An 18,243-nucleotide genomic window follows, 5' to 3' on the forward strand; every position below is an offset into this window, starting at 1 on the left:
CTTTTTTCGCGGAATCATTTAAAGCCCTGCGGCCTCCTCTCTCAACGCGTTGCCCATGTCGCTGTTCTCCCAACTTTCCCGGCCGGGCCTCGCGGTCGTCCGTTTTGGACGCGGGCTGAACGACCGCGTGCGCGAGCGGGCGGAACAAGCCGGCCTGATCGAAAAGGTCGAAGACGAGCCAGCGCCGGCGCTCGACGCCCTTGCCAGCCGTGAACTGCCGCCGCCCGAGGTCGCCCATCTCGGCGACGGCTCGCTCGGCGCCTATAATCTGGGCAAAAGCTACAAGGGCCGCCAAGTGGTCGCCAATGTCAGCTTGAACGTGCGGCGCGGCGAATCAGTCGGCCTGCTCGGTCCCAACGGCGCCGGCAAGACCACGGTCTTCTATATGATCACCGGCCTGGTGAAGGCCGACAAAGGCTCGATAGAGCTCGACGGCCGCGATGTCACCGGCCTGCCGATGTATCAGCGGGCGCGGCTCGGGATCGGCTATCTGCCGCAAGAAGCATCGATTTTCCGGGGTCTCTCGGTCGAGGACAATATCCGGGCCGTGCTCGAAGTGACGATCAAGGATCGCGACGAGCGCGAAGCGGAACTCGATGCCCTGCTCGACGAATTCGATATCAAGAGACTGCGCAAGTCGCCCTCCATCGCCCTTTCGGGCGGCGAGCGGCGGCGTTGCGAAATCGCCCGGGCCCTGGCCGGGCAGCCAACATTCATGCTGCTCGACGAGCCTTTCGCCGGCATCGACCCGATCGCCGTGGGCGATATTCAGGCCCTGGTCCGCCATCTGACCCAGCGCGGCATTGGCGTTCTGATCACCGACCACAATGTCCGCGAAACCCTGGGTCTGATCGACCGTGCCTATATTATCCACAGTGGCCATGTGCTGACCGAGGGCCTGCCGGAGGAGATCGTCGCCAATCCGGACGTGCGCCGCTACTATCTCGGCCAGGACTTCCGTATGTAAGGCATTGCCGGCGCTTCGCGGTGCCTTTGAAATAATAAAATAAAATCAGAATATTAGATATCTTTCTGGGATATCCTGCCACGCCAGTTTCCGCGCCTCGCGAGACCCCTTCATGGGCTCTTAACCGCCAGCCCGCTTCGCCCGATAAAATCCGCAGCAAGTCTCCCTGACAGGATTCCTTATGCTATAAGGAAGCAAGAAACGGGCCGAACTTGTGTACGGCCAAGGTCAGCGTGGGTCGAGTAATGGCGCTTTCAACTCGCCTCGTCATGCGTCAGGGGCAATCCCTGGTGATGACGCCGCAGCTTCTGCAGGCGATCAAGCTGCTGCAATTGTCGAGTTTTGAACTGTCGGCCTTTGTCGAACAGGAACTTGAGCGCAATCCGCTGCTTGAACGGGCCGAGGAGGCCCCCGAGGCGCCAGGTGCGCTCGAATCCTCCGGCAACGACAGCACTTCGAACGACGATTTCGATGGCGGATCAGACGACGGCGACTATGCCGGTGACAGGGATTATTCCGGTGGCGACGACGACCATGCGCCGGAATGGGCGAGCGACACCCTCGTCACCTCAGCCAATAACCTCGAAAACGACCTCGGCACCGAAATCTCCAACACTTACGACGCCGATATGGTGGCGCCGAAAACACCCACCAGCAACGAGGACCCCTCGCTCTCGGCCACATCCTGGACGGGGACGCAGGGTTCCGCCTCCTCCGATGGCGGTGGCGAAAGCCCCAATCTGGAGGCCTATGTCGCCAGCCAATTGTCCCTGCCCGAACATCTCGAACAACAGTTGGCGCTCGCCCTGACCGACCCGATGGACCGGCTCATCGGCCATACCTTGATCGATGCGATCGACGAAGCCGGTTATCTCCGAGAGCCTGTCGCGGAAGTCGCCGAACGGCTCGGCACCACGCTCGAGCGCGTTGAACAGGTGCTGCGGGTCATTCACACATTCGAGCCAAGCGGCATCGGCGCGCGTGATCTGGCTGAATGCCTGGCCATCCAGCTGCGTGAGCAAGACCGTTTCGATCCCGCCATGCAGATCTTCGTCGCCCACCTGCCACTGTTGGCGCGGCGCGATTTTGCGCAGTTGCGTAAATTGTGCGGGGTCGATGATGAAGACCTGACCGATATGCTCAATGAAATCCGCAGGCTCGATCCCAAACCGGGCCGCGCCTTCGGCGGCACGCCCATGCAGCCGGTGATTCCAGATGTCACTGTGCGAGCGGCGTCGGATGGCAGCTGGCTGGTGGAGCTGAATGCGGAAGGATTACCGCGCGTCCTGGTCAATCAGACCTATGCGGCACGCGTCGGCGGCAACAGCCCGACCAAGGCGGCCGACAAATCCTATATTGCCGAATGCCTGCAGAGCGCCAACTGGCTGACGCGCAGCCTGGAACAACGCGCCCGCACCATTTTGAAAGTCGCCAGCGAAATCGTGCGCCAGCAGGATGCCTTCTTCGCCAAAGGCGTCGAACATCTGCGTCCGCTGAATCTGAAAATGGTCGCTGATGTCATAGGCATGCATGAATCGACCGTGTCGCGGGTGACATCCAACAAATATATGTCAACACCGCGCGGTTTATTCGAATTCAAATATTTCTTCACCGCCGCTATTGCATCGCACTCGGGTGGCGAAGCCCATTCGGCCGAAGCTGTGCGGCACCGCATCAAACAGATGATCGATCAGGAAGATGCCAACTCGGTTCTATCTGATGACGCCATTGTTCTGCGTTTAAAACAGCAAAATGTAGAGATCGCGCGACGCACGGTAGCCAAATACAGGGAAAGCCTGCGGATCGCCTCATCCGTCGAAAGACGTAGGGAAAAGCTCGCCGCCGTCCGAAAAAATTCTTAAGGGCCCAGGCAGCCATTCAGTTGAATTTCATGCTATAATCACGCCGCTGCGAAGGTTCTCCCGAACCTTCGCAGCAAGAGGGTCTCGCCCGCCAACTGGCGGCACTTGCATCTGCGCTCCCGGTCGCCTATGCAGCGCCGCTTTGGAAGGGTGTTCGGACGCAACAGGGTGTTGCGCAATTGGCTAAGTATTTTAGCCAAGCTGATGCAGCAACCAATGCATCGACGTTACGTTGATGCAATCAGGAGTGGGCGACGAATGGATCTACGTGTTTCCGGCAAGAACTTCGACATTGGCGAAGCCCTGCGTCAGCGCGTGCTTGAACGCGTCAGCGCAGCCGTGGATAAGTATTTCAATGGTTCCGTCGCAGGCCACGTGATCCTCGATCACGAAGGCACTGGATTTAAAGCAGACTGTACGCTGCACCTTTCGTCTGGCACGACATTGCATTCGGAAGGCCGCGCGCATGAAGCTAATGCTTCATTCGATCAAGCCGCTGAACGACTTGAGAAGCGGCTGCGACGCTACAATCGACGATTGAAGGATCGCCATGCTGGCCCCAACGGGGTCAATGGTGACAGCGACTTCGAAACGATGGCACGCTACATCCTCGAAGCGCCCACTGACGATCACGATGACGGAACGGAGTTCCACCCCATCATCGTTGCGGAGAAGACCGAAGCCTTGCAGACAGTCTCCGTCTCCGAGGCAGTCATGGATCTCGATATCACCGGCGCGCCGGTGATGGTGTTCCGCAACGCTGGCAGTGACCGTGTCAATATCGTGTATCGCCGTCGTGACGGGAACATCGGTTGGATTGATCCAGCCGGTGCGGCCAAGAGCAACTGAAGCCCAACAACACCGCACGTCGAGCAGTTTTCGGATATCCCATCATGCGCATGAGCGATTTGATCAGCTCGGCCTCGATTTTGCCCGCGCTGAAAGCGTCGAGCAAAAAACAGGTCCTGCAAGAAATGTGTGCGACGGCAGCCCTCAGTTGCGGGCTGCCGGAGCGCGAAATCTTCTACACGATCACGCAGCGTGAACGCGTCGGCTCGACCGGCGCCGGCAACGGCGTCGCCATCCCGCATGGCAAGTTCGCGAAGCTTAATCGCATCGTCGGTGTGTTCGCACGGCTCGAGAAGCCGGTGGATTATGATTCACCGGATGGCGTGCCGGTCGACCTCCTCTTCATGCTGCTCGCGCCCGAAGGTGCGGGCGCAGATCATCTGAAGGCGCTGTCGCGCGTGGCCCGCCTGCTGCGCGATCCCGAAGTCACCGCGAAATTGCGCGCGACGAAGGATTCCGATGGCCTCTTGTTGTTGATGACGCAGGACGCCAAGCCGTTCGCGGCCTGACGTTCGAGACTTCCACAAGTTCCCGCCCGGTTCTGTTACGATCAGAACCGGGCCATTTTTCTTTTGGCTTTTCTTCTGGCCTGTGGCCGTCCCTCAAAACATTTGCGACATAAAAATCCGCATCGGGCTATCGACCGCGGAGAATAATTTTGCGGCCATGACCAGCGCGATGATCACGACGAGCGGCTTGATAATCTTTTTGCCGAGCGTGATGGCGAGCGCCGAACCGATCTGAGCGCCGACCAGCGCGCCCACAGCCATGCACAGTCCAATCGGCAGGTTGACGACGCCCATCGCCAGAAAGACGATGAGACCACCAACATTGCTCGATCCATTGGCGACCTTGGTCAGCCCCGTGGCGCGCACCGCGCCGTAGCCCAGAAGACTGACGATGGCGGCCATGTAAAGCGAACCGGCACCCGGCCCAAAGACGCCGTCATAGAAACCGATGAGCGGCACAGCCGTCAGATTGAACGCGACCGGAGACAGTCGGCTGTGCGCGTTATGATCGGTGAGCTGCGGCGACAGAATGAAATAAACAGCAACCGCCACCAGCACGAACGGAATGATCGCCGACAACAGGTGCTTGGGGACGAAATTGACCGATTGGGCCCCGATGAGAGAGGCGCACAAAGCCACCGCGCCGATCGGAAGGGCGCGTCGCCATTCGATCAAGCCGCGTTTGGCAAAGGCGGCGACCGCCGACAACGTGCCAACCGAGCCCTGAAGCTTGTTCGTGGCGAGCGCCGTGACAGGATCGAGCCCCGCCAGAAGCAGCGCCGGCAAAGTGATCAGCCCACCACCGCCGGCAATGGCATCCAGACAGGCGGCGACCATGGCCGTCAAAGTCAAAACGGCAAGTGTGGACAGGTCGACGTCAAACACGAGAGATCGTTGAAGGCTTACGGGGATCTATGGCGCGCTGCGGCATGTGTCGGTTTGACTTACAGACAGAGTGAAGGCCGGCACCGGTAGCATTCCGGCATTGGCCAGCCAAGCCATCCGCTTTCGCTCTAGATCCAGCAGCGCGCGCCGTAGTCGATCACATAATTCTGCGGCGAGGCGGCGATCCGCGCCATGCCGCGCTCCACCACCGTGTCGTCGGTCAGCAGACGCACCGGCATGTCGCGCAAAAGACGCTGCAGTGGCGCCTTGGCTTCGAAAGCCGCTCGGAAGGCTGCCTCGTCGAGGAAGTCGGCCATTTTCGGTAGGACGCCGCCGGCGAGCGTCACGCCGCCGCGCGCCATGAGCACCAGCGCCATGTCGCCGGCATAGCGTGCCACCAATTGCCAGAACTGCCGCAGGGTCGCTGCTTCCGGCCCGTCGGGGGCGGCGCGCGCCGCGGCCCCAATGGCAGCGGCATCGAGCCCTGACGGCGCCAGACCGGCCACCGCGCGGCGGGCGGCGTGCAGACGTTCCAAGCCAGGCCCCGACAGCAGCCACTCGGCCGACACCCGGCCAAGCGTCTTGTCGAGATAGGACCAGATCCGCACCTCCTCATCGGAGGCTGGACCAAAATCGATATGACCGGCTTCGCTGGGCAGAACCAGCAGGCCAGCGGGGGTCTCCGCCAGGGCCGCCAGCCCCATGCCCGTGCCCGGGCCAAGCACGATCCGTGTTCCAACCGTGCCCTGCGGGCTGCCGATGCGCCGCGCGTCGGTCTCGCCGACCACCGGCAGAGAAAGCGCCAGCGCTTCGAAATCATTGAGCAGCAGCCCCTGTTCGAGGCCCAGATGTGCCGCGATCGCCGGGCCATCGATCGCCCAGGCGGCATTGGTGAGCTGCAGCCGGCGCCCGGCCATCGGCCCGGCGGCACAGACAATCAGACTGCTGGCGCCACGCCCAAAGCCACTGAGCATATGGGCGGCCGCCGCGCCAAGATCGCTCCATTCGCCAGTCTGCAATGTGCCCAGGCGCCAGACCGGCCCGCCGGGGGCTTCGGCATGCGAGAAACGCATGTTTGTACCGCCGACATCGCAGAGCAGCAGCGGAAAGGGGAAAATCTTCATGGAATCAATCTAGTCTCATCGCACGACCAAACGCTACCCCCGAAACAGCTTCGTGGTGCTGCAGCACTTTACCCGCTATACGATAACGCGAGTTATTATCTCGCCTGTTACGAACTGGTGCCCATGCAAGCCGAAAAGAAGCCGGAAAACGAGCCGCTTTTTCTTCTCTACGACGTCGGTCGACTGATGCGCACGCGCGCCGACCAGGCGGCGCGATCGATGGGTATGACCCGGGCACAATGGGTTATTCTTTTGTGGGTGGAGATGCGGCCGGGCCTGTCGCAGAACGAACTCGCCAGCCTGGTCGAAGTCGAACCGATCACCGTTGGGCGGTTGGTCGACCGGCTGGAGACCCGCGGCATGATCGAGCGGCGCGATGACCCCAAGGACCGGCGCATTCATAGATTGCACCTGGCCGAAGACGCGCGGCCGGTTCTCGACAAGATTCAGGCCTATCGGGCCAGCCTCAACACGCAATTCACCAGTATCCTGGGGGCCGATGCGCTGGCGCAGCTGACCCAATCCCTTGCCAAACTCAAAGCACAGATCGTTGACGACTCTGCGCTATTTCACAAATTCGGATAGCCTCTAAGTTCGGATAGTCTCTATGTCGTCCACACGTGAAAACGCCAATCGCGATCCCGCCGCCGTCGTTGTCGAATTGCGCGAGGCGCGCGAGACCAACGAGCCCCCACGGGCGGATGCCTCGGGCCGAAACGCGGCCGATGAACTGGCCGGCGAGAAAATCGACGCCAGTACGCCGGCCTCCAAGCGCAAGCGGTTGCGCGGCATTTTGATGCTCGGCGGCATCGCCGCCGTGGTCGTCGTCTCGGGCATCATGTGGCTGCGCGGCGGCCGCTATGTCTCCACCGACGATGCTTATGTGCGCTCTGCTAAACTGATGGTGTCGACCGACGTGTCTGGCATCGTTTCTTCGATCGACGTGAAGCAGGGCCAACGCGTCAAAGCCGGCGACGTGCTCTTCCGCCTTGATGACCGCCAGTTCCGCAACACCTTGGAACAGGCGCGCGCGCAGCTGGCGCAAACCAAGCTCAATATCGAAGCCCTGCGGCAAGACTATCAGCGCATCCAGGAAGACATCACCACCGAGGCGGCGCTGGTCGATCTCGCCCGCACGGCTTTCGACCGCGCGCAGGCATTGGCGCGCAGCAATTTCGGCACCCGCGCACAGCTCGACCAGACGCGCTACTCGCTGGCGGCGGAGGAGAGCAAACTCGCCTCTCTGAAACAGCAGGCGGCGGTGGCGCTGGTGCGTCTCGGCGGCACGCTCGACGCGCCGATCGAAAGCAATCCGCAGGTCATGCAAGCCCAGTCCCAGGCCGACGAAGCGCAGCGCGTGCTCGACCGCTCCGTGGTGCGGGCGCCGTTCAACGGCATCGTCACCGCCGTCGAGCAATTGCAGGTCGGCACCTATCTCGTGTCGCAGACGGCGGCGCTGACCAATACGGGCGCTGTCGGCCTCGTGTCGGAAGAGCGCGTGTGGATCGATGCCAATATCAAGGAAACCGATCTGACCTACGTCAAGACCGGCGACCATGTCTCCTTCACCGTCGATGCCTATCCCAGGCATGAGTGGAGCGGCAAAGTCGATACAATCTATCCGGCGACCGGCGCTGAATTCTCGATCCTGCCGGCGCAGAATGCGGGCGGCAACTGGGTCAAGATCGTGCAGCGTCTGCCCGTGCGCATCGCCATCGACCGCACCGCCAACGATCCGCCGCTGCGTTCAGGCATGAGCGCTGTCGTCGATATCGACACCCAGCATACCCGCAGCGTCGACGATCTTTGGCATCTGATCGGTCTCGGCAGCCGCAAGGCCGACACCGAGAACCGCTGAGCCATGAGCGGCGCCGCACCTGTCCCCCATCGCGGCATCATCGTCGTCTCGACGATTGCCGCGACCTTGATGCAGACGCTGGACTCGACGATCGCCAACGTCGCCTTGCCGCATATGCAGGGCTCGCTGTCGGCGACCGCCGATCAGGTCACCTGGGTTCTCACCTCTTATATCGTCGCCACCGCCGTGATGACTGCGCCGGTCGGCTGGCTGTCGACGCGCTTTGGCCGCAAGAATTTTTTCGTCTTCTGTCTGGCCGGCTTCACCATCGCTTCGGCTTTATGCGGGCTGGCGCAATCGCTCGAACAGATCGTGCTCTATCGCGTCATCCAAGGCATGACGGGCGCGGCCATCGTGCCGCTGTCGCAATCGATCATGATGGATCTCTATCCGCCCGAAGAGCGCGGATCGGCCATGGCGATGTGGGGCATGGGCGTCATGGTCGGGCCGATCATCGGGCCGACGCTCGGTGGCTGGCTCACCGACATGTACGATTGGCGCTATGTGTTCTTCATCAACGTGCCTGTCGGCATCGCCGCTGTGTTCGGCATCTGGACGTTTCTGAAGGCGCCCGGCGCCAACAAATCCCTGCGTTTCGATTGGACCGGTTTCGTCGTCTTGGCCGCCGGGCTTGCCGCGCTGCAATTGATGCTCGACCGCGGCGCGCAAAACGAATGGTTCGCATCGGTTGAAATCGTCGCTGAAGCCGTGATTGCCTGCCTCGGCCTCTATCTTTTCGTCGTCCATATCTGCCTGGCCGAGAAACCTCTCATCCAGCTCGGCCTGTTCGCCAATACCAATTTCTCCGTCGGGCTGGTGATGATGCTGTGCATCGGCGCCATCCTGGTCGCCAGCGTCGTTTTGCTCGGCACCTACCTGCAGACGCTGGGCGGCTATTCGGTGTGGGAAGCGGGCCTGCTGCTGGCGCCGCGCGGCCTCGGCACCATGGCGGCGATGATGCTCGCCGGCCGGCTGGCGGATCGGTTCGACCCGCGTCTGGTGATGCTGTTCGGCTTCAGCCTGCTCGGCTTCGGCCTAGTGCAGATGGCGACCTGGACCCCTGACATCGACCGCTTCACCATCGTCTGGGTGACCATGGTGCAAGGCTTCGCGCTGGGGATGATCTTCGTGCCGCTGCAGGTGCTCGCCTTCGCGACCATGCCGCCACAGTACCGCACGGACGGCACGGCCTTCTTCAGCCTGGTCCGCAACGTTGGCAGCGCGGTCGGCATTTCCGTCACCACTTTCGTGCTGTCGAATGCAACCCAGGTCGCCCATGCCCGCATCGCCGAGACCCTGACCCCGTTCAATCGCATGATGCAGACGGGCGGCGCTTATCTGTTGTGGAACAGCGCGCACGGGCGCGGGCGCGCCGCCCTCAACGGCGAGGTGACCCGCCAGGCCATGCAGATCGCCTATGCTCAGGATTTCCTATTGCTCGCATTGGTTGCAGTTCCACCAGCCCTGATGCTGATCCTGATGCGCCGGCCGCCACGCCAAACCTCCCCCGGCATGGTCCATGCGATGGCAGATTGAGCCGATTTTGATGGGTTAACAGGCATTTTTTTCACTGCTAGCCCTAGCCTTGGCGAGCCGGATGCTTTTTATATGCGCCCCGTCTTCCCACTTTCCGGTGGCGACGCCCGATGGGCGCGACACCGTTTCCAGTCACACATGTACAAGGGGATGTCATGGGAGAACGTGTCACGCTGACCTGTAAGGACGGGCAGAAGATCGGCGCTTATGTTGCCAAGCCAGCCGGAACGCCTAAGGGCGCGGTGGTTGTCTTGCAGGAAATTTTTGGCGCCAACCAGCATATCCGTAAGGTCGCAGACCTCTATGCGGAGAATGGCTATCTGGCGATCGCCCCGGCGCTTTATGACCGCGTCGAGCCGGACGTCGAGCTTGGTTATACCGGCGACGATCCGAAGAAAGGCATGGAAATCCGCGGCAAGACTGAGCTGCCCAAGACCCTGCTCGACATCGAGGCGGCGATTGATCACGTCAAGAGCGCCGGCAAAGTGGGTGTCGTCGGCTATTGCTGGGGCGGCACACTGACCTTCGCAGCCGTCTGCAAATTGCCGGGTGTGGCAGCAGGTTCAGCCTATTACGGCGGTGGTATCGCGCAGATGCTCGACCTCAAGCCGGTGGCTCCGGTCATCATGCATTTCGGTGAGAACGACCACGGCATTCCGTTGACGGACGTGGACAAGGTTAAGGCTGCGTTCCCCGATGTCCCGGTCTATGTCTATCCGGGCGCTGGTCACGGTTTCAATTGTGACGAACGGGCCAGCTACCAGAAGGAAGGGGCTGATCTCGCCCGTTCACGCACGCTAGAGTTCTTTGCGAAGAGCCTAGCTTAGTAGCCATCGTCATAGCCAACGTAAGCTGTGCAGCCAGCTCCGGCTGCACATTTTTTACGTTTGCGTGACGTTTGGCGTTGGCCTAGGAAACCGCAGTCCGTATGATTGCGGAGGCGCCTCCCGTCTGGCTGAGGGGGTCGGGCGGGCGCTCAGGGGTGAAAAACAATGTCAGATATAGGTAACACGACGAACGTGCCGGGAGGCGCGTCCGACAAGAACTTTAATTTTCCGCAGGATGTAGGCGCTGGTATTTTCCTTGTCCTCGTCTCACTGTTTTTCATGTGGCAAGCCTATCCGCTGCCGCTTGGATCGCTGCGGGCCATGGGCCCCGGCATGTTGCCGATGTCGATTGCAGCCATGGTCGCCGCTGGTGGCGTCATCCTCGCGCTGAACGGCCTCAGCAAGGGCGCCATACTGCAAGAGAAATGGGCCTGGCGTGGACCTTTCTTCGTTCTCGGCGGCGTGGTGGTGTTCGGCTTGTTGATCCGTACAGCGGGCCTCGCGGTTGCTGGACCGGCTTCGATGATCTTCGCATCGTTCGCCACCAATGAGTTCCGCTGGAAGGAGGCCGTGGTCTTTTCCGTCTGCATGACGGCGGCCTGCATCCTGATGTTCAAATATCTGTTGGGGCTTCCGATCCCCATCGTACAGTTTCTCTGAGGCGAGGGGACCATGGATCTTATCAACCACCTCGCGCTAGGCTTTGGCGTTGCCCTCAGCCTCAAGAACATTGGCCTGTGTTTCGTCGGCTGTATGGTCGGTACGCTTGTCGGCGTGCTGCCTGGCGTCGGCCCGATCGCCACGATCGCCATGTTGCTGCCGATCACCTTCGGTCTCGATCCGACCGGCGCGCTGATCATGCTGGCGGGCATTTACTACGGTGCTCAATACGGCGGCTCCACCACGGCCATCCTGGTCAACATTCCCGGTGAAGCCACCGCCGTTGTGACCACGCTCGACGGTCACCAGATGGCCAAGCAAGGTCGCGCCGGCATCGCGCTCGGCATCGCCGCGCTCGGCTCCTTCTTCGCAGGTTGCGTTGCCACGATCTTCATCGCGGCGCTCGGCCAACCGCTGACCAAGTTGGCGCAATTGTTCGGCCCCGCCGAATATTTCTCGCTGATGGTGATGGGCCTGGTGTTCTCGACCGTCTTGGCCCGCGGCTCGATCTTCAAGGCGATCCTGATGGTGCTGCTTGGCCTGTTGCTGGCCACCGTTGGCACCGACCTTGAAACCGGCCAGGAACGCATGACGCTCGGCATTCAGTCATTGTCTGACGGCATTGACTTCACGCCGCTCGCCATGGGCATTTTCGGCTTCGCCGAAATCGTCAGGAACCTGGAAAATCCGGAAGCGCGCGACGTCGTGCGTGGCAAGATCGGACGCTTGCTGCCGGGCTGGTCAGACATCAAGCAGTCGATCGCGCCCGTGCTGCGCGGCACTTTCATCGGCGGCATTCTCGGCATTCTGCCGGGCAATGGCGCGGTGCTTGGTCCGTTCGCTTCCTACGCGGTTGAGAAGAAGTTCGCCAAGGATCCGAGCCGCTTCGGCAAGGGTGCCATCGAAGGCGTTGCTGGTCCGGAATCGGCCAACAATGCCGGCGCGCAGACAGCGTTCATTCCGCTGCTGACGCTGGGCATCCCGCCGAACGCGGTCATGGCGCTGATGGTTGGCGCGATGACCATCCACGGCATCATTCCCGGTCCGCAGGTCATGACCAAGAATCCTGACCTGTTCTGGGGCATGATCGCGTCGATGTGGATCGGCAATCTGATGCTGGTCATCATCAACCTGCCGCTGGTCGGCATGTGGGTGAAACTGCTGAAAGTGCCTTATCGCCTGATGTTCCCGGCGATCGGCATCTTCTGCTGCATCGGCATCTACTCCATCAACAACTCGGCAGAAGACGTCCTCTTCACGGCCTTCTTCGGCTTGTGCGGCTACGTTCTGCTCAAGTTCGGCTTCGAGCCGGCGCCGATGCTGCTGGGCTTCGTGCTCGGCAAGCTGATGGAAGAGAAACTGCGCCAGGCGCTCATCCTGTCGCGCGGCAGCTTCACGACGTTCATCGAACGTCCGGTGTCGCTTGGTCTGCTCCTCGTCGCCTTGCTGCTGTTGGTACTGGCGCTGTTGCCAACCTTTAGTAAGCGACGCGAGGAAGTCTTTACGGAGTAATCCGTTCGACTTTGGACGTATCGCGATATTTTGCCCCTTCCGGTCCTGCCGGAAGGGGCTTATTTTTGATCTGTGTTAGAAGCCCGCCAATAATTGTCGGGTTGAAGGGAGACACCATGAAACGACACCTCATCGGACTTGCCGCCCTGCTCGGGCTCGCTGCATCGCCAGCGCTGGCCCAGAACTATCCGACCAAGCCCATTACGATGATCGTGCCGTTCGCCGCCGGCGGCCCAACCGACATCATCGCCCGCATCGTCGGCGAACAAATGTCACGCGTGCTGGGCCAGCAGATCATCGTCGAGAACGTCGCTGGTGCTGGCGGCACGACGGGCAGCAGCCGTGCCGCCATCGCGGCGCCGGACGGCTACACGATTGTGATGGGCCATATGGGCACGCATGGTGCGGCGCCGGCTCTCTATCCCAATCTGAAATATAACCCGGCGACCGACTTCGCGCCGGTTGGCCTTGCCGCGGGCACGCCGATCATCATCGTCGCGCGCAAGACCCATCCGGCGAAGGACCTCAAGGAATTCATCGCTTGGGCGAAGCAGGCGGGCGAGAAGGCCAACAATGCCTTTGCTGGCGTCGGCTCTGTCTCTCACGTGACCGGCGTTCTGTTCAACTCGACCATCGGCACCAAGCCGACGATGATCCCCTATACGGGCACGGGCCCGGCTCTCAACGACATGGTCTCCGGCCAGGTCGATTACATGACCGACCAGATCGTCAACGTCGTCTCGCAGATCCAGGGCGGCAACGTCAAAGCCTTCGCCATCGCCCTTCCCCAACGGTCGCCGGCGCTGCCCGACGTGCCGACGACGAAAGAAGCGGGACTCGACTATCAGGTCAGCGCCTGGAACGCGATCTTCGCGCCCAAGGGCACGCCGCCGGAAGTCGTCACCAAGCTCTCCGATGCTTTGGACAAGGCGCTTGATGACGCCAACACCAAGAAGCGTCTGGAAGACCTCGGCGGCGTTGTTCCCGATAAGGCCGGCCGTACCCCGGCGGCCCTGCAGCAGCTCGTCGAAAGCGAACTGGCGCGCTGGACCCCGGTGCTCAAGGCGGCTGCGGCCAACGATAAGAAGTAGCTGTCAAAGCATTTTCGAGCGAAGCGGCTCCGGTTCGCGTGAAGAAAATGCGTCAAAACTAAAAACGAGAGCTCGGGTCTGATTTTATCAGACCCGAGCTCTCAAAAATAACAGCACCAATTTGACTGGAGTCATAAACGGCGGGCTTGCCCGCCGTTTTTCTATCGACTTGGCGCGAACAGCGCGCTTAAAACCGTTCCAACTTGCGTGGGAGGAACGGCATGATTATCCGCGATCATCAACATCTGACCGAGACCGCCCTGGCGGTGATGGAAAAGACGCCTGACCCGCGCCTGCGCGAAATCATGGTCGCGCTGGTCAAGCATCTGCACAGTTTCGTCCGTGAGGTGAAACTGACCGAACCGGAATTCCAGAGCGCGCTGGCGATCATCAACTCCATCGGCCAGCAATCCAGCGACACCCATAACGAAGCCTCGGTGCTGGCCGGATCGCTCGGCGTTTCGCCGCTGGTCTGCCTGCTCAACAACGGCAACAACGGCACGACGGAAACCACCGCCAATCTGCTCGGCCCGTTCTGGCGCATGAATGCCCCTCGGGTCGAGAACGGTGGCACGCTGCTACGCAGCGAGACCCCTGGCCCAACCATGCTCGTCCACGGCTATGTGAAAGATCCGCAGGGCAATCCAATCGCCGGCGCCGATGCCGATATCTGGCACTCGTCGCCTGTCGGGCTTTATGAGCAGCAAGATCCAGAGCAGGCGGAATGGAACCTGCGCGGCATGTTCAAGACCGATCAGGACGGTCGCTTCTGGTTCCGCTCGGTGAAGCCTGCTGGCTATCCACTACCGGTCGGCGGCGTCGTCGGTGACCTGCTGCGCGCCCAGAAGCGCCAGCACTACCGGCCCGCCCATCTGCACGTGATGATCGTCAAGCCGGGATTCAAAACGCTGATCTCGCAGGTCTATGTCAACGACGACCCGCTGCTCGACAATGACCCGCAATTCGGCGTGACCCGCGCGCTGGTCGGAGATTACGTCCGCCACGATGACGCCCCGCCCGCCAAGGACGTCGAGACACCGTGGTATTCGCTGGATTTCAATTTCACGATTGAGCCAGGCGAATCGAAACTGCCGCGCCCGCCGATCAAATAGGCCAGCAGCTTACACGCGCACTGTCGGTGCCTGTGCTGTCGAGGCAGCAAGCACCGGTGGCGCGCGACGTAAGTGCTATCAACCGATCAGAAGACCGATGGCCAAAATGGCCAGGCCGGCAAAGATTGCAGTGGCCTTAAGGCCGACATCCGCTGCATGGGGCATGGTCGGATCCTCCGTTCCATGGAATCATGCGTCCGATTGGACCTGTTTGGTTTAATCCAGAGTGCGGCCATGCGCCACAGCCATTCAAACAGTGCAGATATGCGCTCACGTATGAGCGGGATGCATAACTAAAAGTGGAGGAAAATTAATCTCGTTAGAAATCCCCCACCGGAGCCGTGGCGTTTAAGGCGTCCACCAAACCCTACAACATTATAAAGGCTGGCTTTTGAGCCGCCACCCCTGCCAGAGCGAGAATAATCTTGGTCCCGCCAGCGCCAGAAACGCCAGAATCAAAATCGTCGCCGAGATCGGCCGGGTGAAGAAAACCGTCCAGTCGCCAGCCGATATAGTCATAGCCTGACGGAAATTCTGTTCGGCGAGCGGCCCGAGAATCATGCCGATGATCACCGGCGCCGTGGGAAAATCGTAGCGCCGCATCAGATAGCCAAGCCCGCCGATCACATAGAGCAGAATGAGATCGACCGGCGATTGGGTGATGCCATAGGTGCCGATGGTGGCGAAGACCAGGATGCCGGCATAGAGCTGCGGCGCGGGGATTTGCAGCATCTTCACCCAAATGGCGATCATCGGCAGGTTCAGCACCAGGAGCATGACATTGCCGATGAACAGCGAGGCGATGAGCGTCCAGACCAGGGTCGCCTGGGACTCGAACAAGAGCGGCCCCGGATTGATGCCATAGCTCTGAAAGGCCGACAGCATGATCGCGGCCGTAGCCGAGGTCGGCAGGCCCAAGGTCAGCATGGGCACGAGAACGCCGGCGGCCGAGGCATTGTTGGCGGCCTCAGGCCCAGCCACGCCTTCGATCGCGCCATGGCCGAATTCCTCCGGCTTGGTCGAGAATTTCTTCTCGACGTAATAGCTGAGGAAGGTCGGAATTTCGGCGCCGCCAGCCGGCATGGCGCCGATGGGAAAGCCGAGCGCCGTGCCGCGCAGCCACGGCTTCCACGACCGCGCCCATTCCTCCGCTGTCATCCACAGCGAGCCACGCAACGGGATGATCTCGTCGACGCCGGTGCGATAGCGCGAAGCGACATAAAGCGTCTCGCCAACGGCGAACAGGCCCACCGCGACGATGATGACATTGATGCCATCGAGCAGTTCGGGCACGCCGAAGGTGAAACGCGCCTGCCCCGTCTGCAAATCGACGCCGATGAGGCCGAGGAAAATGCCGAGAAACAAAGTCGCCAGGCCGCGCGTCGCCGATGAGCCGAGAACGGCTGAGACCGTCACGAAGGCCAGGAGCATCAGCGCAAAGTAATCGGCCGGCCCAAAGCGCAGCGCCCAGTCGACCACGACGGGCGCCAGAAAGGTGATGCCGAGCGTGCCGATGGTGCCGGCAACGAACGAGCCGATGGCCGAGGTCGCCAAGGCCGCGCCGGCGCGGCCATTGCGCGCCATCTTATTTCCTTCCAGCGCGGTGACGATGGTGGCGCTCTCGCCCGGCGTATTGAGCAGGATCGAGGTGGTCGAGCCGCCATACATGGCGCCGTAGTAAATGCCGGCAAAAAGAATGAACGCCGCCGTCGGATCGACCTTGAAGGTGATCGGCAGCAGCAAGGCGATGGTCAGAGCCGGCCCGAGGCCCGGCAGAACGCCGATGGCCGTGCCGAGCGTCGTGCCAACGAGACACCACATCAGATTGATCGGCGTCAGCGCGACAGTGAAGCCGTGCATCAAATGCTCAAATGCACTCATGACGGCACTCCGCCGAACAGCAGGCTTTCCAGCCAATTCTCGACAAAGCCAGCGCCGATATTGATGCCGAGTGTCTTAGCGAAGCCGAAATAAGCAATCAGCGCGAAGGTGAGGCCGAAGCCCGCGTCACGCGGAGTGTTGTGCGAGCCAAAGCCACGCGCCACGCAGACATAGAGAATGACCGAAGCGAGGGTGAAGCCGGCCGGACCGATCAGCAGCACATTGAGGATGAGGCCGGCGATGATCCACGCCAGGGCGTGCCAATCCGGCCGCGCCTCGCGTTCCTCCTCCGTCTGCCAGCCACCGCGCACCGCCGAGGCGAGTAGCAGAAGGCCGAGGAACCCTAGCCCCAGGGCGGCGAAGAACGGCATGACCGTCGGGCCGACCTTGGCATACAGCGGTGAGACCGGGATCTCGAAGACCTGCCACACCATAACCGCCGCGAGCGCGACCATCCCCAGAGCGATGCACAATTCGCCGATGGCCACGCCGCTGCGCGGTGTGACCAGGCTTTCCCCCATTTGATCAGGCAAGCCCTGCTGATCAAGCAAGGCCGATTTCCTTGAGAATGGCGCCGATGCGCACCGTCTCGTCGGCGACGAACTTGCCATAGTCGGCGCCCGTGAGCGTGATCTGTGTCCACTCCTGCCGCTTGCAGGTGTCGGCCCATTCCTTCGAAGCGGCGAGTTTCTCGACGGCCGCGATCAGCGCCGTGCGCTGGGCTTCGTTGACGCCGGGAGGGGCGAAGACGCCGCGCCAGTTGAACAGCTCCACATCAATGCCCTGTTCCTTCAAGGTCGGCGCATCAATGCCGTCGATCCGCTTGTCGGAGGAAATCGCCAGAACGCGCAGCTTGCCAGCCTTGATCTGCTCGCCGAACTCGCCGTAGCCGGAAATGCCGGCGGCGACCTGGCTGCCAAGCAGTGCCGCCGTGGCGGGTCCGCCGCCCGAGAACGCGACATAGGAGACTTTAGCCGGGGGCGCGCCCACCGCCTGGGCGATCATGCCAAGCAGAATGTGATCGGAACCGCCGGCCGAGCCTCCGGCCACGGGCACCTTGGTCGGATCGGCTTTCAAGGCGTCGGCGAAATCCTTGGCGGTTTTGAAAGCGGAACTGGCGGGCACGCATAGCGCCAGGAACTCGCCGGTGAGGCGGGCGATCGGCGTCACCTGTGTCAGGCTGAACGGGCTTTTATTGGCGATCAGCGCGCCCACCATGACCATGCCGGCGACCATCAGCGCGTTGCCCTGGCCCTTCCACTGGTTGAGGAACTGCGGCAGGCCGACGGCCCCGCCCGCCCCCGCCACATTGGTGATCTGGACTCCATTGACCGATTTGGTGGCGCGCAGCGTCGCTTCGATGGCACGCGCGGTCTGATCCCAGCCGCCGCCCGGCGCCGCCGGCACGAACATACGCAACATTTCGATGTGCTGAGCCTGAGCAAGCGACAAGCCAAGGCTGTGTACCGTGCCAGCAGCGGCTGTGGTCACTAAAAGATCGCGTCTGGTCAGCATGAAACGGGCCCCTCCCCTCTATATCGTCCGGCGGCCAATGTGGCCCAAGGCGACG

Annotated in this window: 17 protein-coding genes; 12 read left to right on the top strand and 5 right to left on the bottom strand. The window is 61.5% G+C overall.

What is annotated here, in order from left to right; translation table 11 throughout:
- Window positions 1-55 precede the first annotated feature (55 nt).
- The 4 genes from lptB to ptsN all read left to right on the top strand — a co-directional run bounded on the left by lptB (window position 56) and on the right by ptsN (window position 4,187).
- On the top strand, window positions 56-967 hold the full coding sequence (lptB, locus tag BLW50_RS17930; RefSeq protein WP_244544296.1) for an LPS export ABC transporter ATP-binding protein: 912 nt from the start codon (window positions 56-58) through the stop codon (window positions 965-967).
- 245 nt (window positions 968-1,212) lie between these two features.
- Complete coding sequence (gene rpoN / locus BLW50_RS17935; protein WP_090704975.1) at window positions 1,213-2,829, top strand: RNA polymerase factor sigma-54; 1,617 nt, start codon at window positions 1,213-1,215, stop codon at window positions 2,827-2,829.
- A gap of 258 nt (window positions 2,830-3,087) precedes the next feature.
- The gene (raiA, locus tag BLW50_RS17940; RefSeq protein ID WP_090704977.1) at window positions 3,088-3,678 is read left to right on the top strand and encodes a ribosome hibernation-promoting factor, HPF/YfiA family; all 591 of its coding nucleotides are present in this window, start codon (window positions 3,088-3,090) and stop codon (window positions 3,676-3,678) included.
- Between the two features lie 44 nt (window positions 3,679-3,722).
- Window positions 3,723-4,187 carry a PTS IIA-like nitrogen regulatory protein PtsN gene (gene ptsN, locus BLW50_RS17945; protein ID WP_090704980.1) on the top strand — a complete coding sequence of 155 codons (465 nt, stop codon included), beginning with the start codon at window positions 3,723-3,725 and terminating at the stop codon, window positions 4,185-4,187.
- A gap of 93 nt (window positions 4,188-4,280) precedes the next feature.
- Here ptsN and BLW50_RS17950 read toward each other — a convergent pair whose 3' ends face one another.
- A complete protein-coding gene (locus tag BLW50_RS17950; RefSeq protein WP_244544297.1) occupies window positions 4,281-5,072 on the bottom strand; it encodes a TSUP family transporter in 792 nt (263 codons plus the stop codon).
- Between the two features lie 128 nt (window positions 5,073-5,200).
- Window positions 5,201-6,145, bottom strand: a complete 945-nt coding sequence (locus BLW50_RS17955; RefSeq protein WP_244544298.1) for a glucokinase — start codon at window positions 6,143-6,145, stop codon at window positions 5,201-5,203.
- Here BLW50_RS17955 and BLW50_RS17960 point away from each other — a divergent pair.
- The 8 genes from BLW50_RS17960 (at window position 6,131) to BLW50_RS17995 (ending at window position 14,792) form a co-directional block, all read left to right on the top strand.
- The gene (locus BLW50_RS17960; protein ID WP_244544299.1) at window positions 6,131-6,781 is read left to right on the top strand and encodes a MarR family winged helix-turn-helix transcriptional regulator; all 651 of its coding nucleotides are present in this window, start codon (window positions 6,131-6,133) and stop codon (window positions 6,779-6,781) included. The two genes, BLW50_RS17955 and BLW50_RS17960, sit on opposite strands and share 15 nt — an antisense overlap.
- A gap of 22 nt (window positions 6,782-6,803) precedes the next feature.
- Entirely contained in the window at window positions 6,804-8,054 is a 1,251-nt protein-coding gene (locus BLW50_RS17965; RefSeq protein WP_090704987.1) for an HlyD family secretion protein, read from the top strand.
- A gap of 3 nt (window positions 8,055-8,057) precedes the next feature.
- Window positions 8,058-9,590, top strand: a complete 1,533-nt coding sequence (locus tag BLW50_RS17970) for a DHA2 family efflux MFS transporter permease subunit (protein ID WP_090704989.1) — start codon at window positions 8,058-8,060, stop codon at window positions 9,588-9,590.
- Window positions 9,591-9,745: 155 nt separating this feature from the next.
- Window positions 9,746-10,417 (top strand): dienelactone hydrolase family protein, encoded by a 672-nt coding sequence (locus BLW50_RS17975; RefSeq protein WP_090704991.1) that lies wholly within the window; start codon window positions 9,746-9,748, stop codon window positions 10,415-10,417.
- Window positions 10,418-10,582: 165 nt separating this feature from the next.
- Window positions 10,583-11,077, top strand: coding sequence for a tripartite tricarboxylate transporter TctB family protein (locus BLW50_RS17980; protein ID WP_090704994.1), 495 nt, complete (start codon window positions 10,583-10,585; stop codon window positions 11,075-11,077).
- A 12-nt stretch (window positions 11,078-11,089) separates the two neighbouring features.
- Complete coding sequence (locus BLW50_RS17985; protein ID WP_090704997.1) at window positions 11,090-12,589, top strand: tripartite tricarboxylate transporter permease; 1,500 nt, start codon at window positions 11,090-11,092, stop codon at window positions 12,587-12,589.
- 116 nt (window positions 12,590-12,705) lie between these two features.
- A complete protein-coding gene (locus BLW50_RS17990) occupies window positions 12,706-13,680 on the top strand; it encodes a tripartite tricarboxylate transporter substrate-binding protein (RefSeq protein ID WP_090705000.1) in 975 nt (324 codons plus the stop codon).
- A 221-nt stretch (window positions 13,681-13,901) separates the two neighbouring features.
- Complete coding sequence (locus BLW50_RS17995; RefSeq protein WP_090705003.1) at window positions 13,902-14,792, top strand: dioxygenase family protein; 891 nt, start codon at window positions 13,902-13,904, stop codon at window positions 14,790-14,792.
- A 375-nt stretch (window positions 14,793-15,167) separates the two neighbouring features.
- Here the strand turns inward: BLW50_RS17995 and BLW50_RS18000 are convergent, their stop codons facing one another.
- From BLW50_RS18000 to BLW50_RS18010, 3 genes are read right to left on the bottom strand one after another with little or no spacing between them, the layout of a single operon-like run.
- The gene (locus BLW50_RS18000) at window positions 15,168-16,673 is read right to left on the bottom strand and encodes a tripartite tricarboxylate transporter permease (protein ID WP_090705005.1); all 1,506 of its coding nucleotides are present in this window, start codon (window positions 16,671-16,673) and stop codon (window positions 15,168-15,170) included.
- Window positions 16,670-17,224: a tripartite tricarboxylate transporter TctB family protein gene (locus BLW50_RS18005; protein WP_244544300.1), complete on the bottom strand. Its 555-nt coding sequence runs from the start codon at window positions 17,222-17,224 to the stop codon at window positions 16,670-16,672. The genes BLW50_RS18000 and BLW50_RS18005 overlap by 4 nt, the downstream gene beginning before the upstream one ends.
- On the bottom strand, window positions 17,217-18,188 hold the full coding sequence (locus BLW50_RS18010) for a Bug family tripartite tricarboxylate transporter substrate binding protein (RefSeq protein WP_090705007.1): 972 nt from the start codon (window positions 18,186-18,188) through the stop codon (window positions 17,217-17,219). Before BLW50_RS18010 ends, BLW50_RS18005 begins: the two co-directional genes overlap by 8 nt.
- Window positions 18,189-18,243 lie beyond the last annotated feature (55 nt).

The sequence above is a fragment of the Beijerinckia sp. 28-YEA-48 genome (assembly GCF_900104955.1).
Lineage (GTDB): Bacteria > Pseudomonadota > Alphaproteobacteria > Rhizobiales > Beijerinckiaceae > Terripilifer.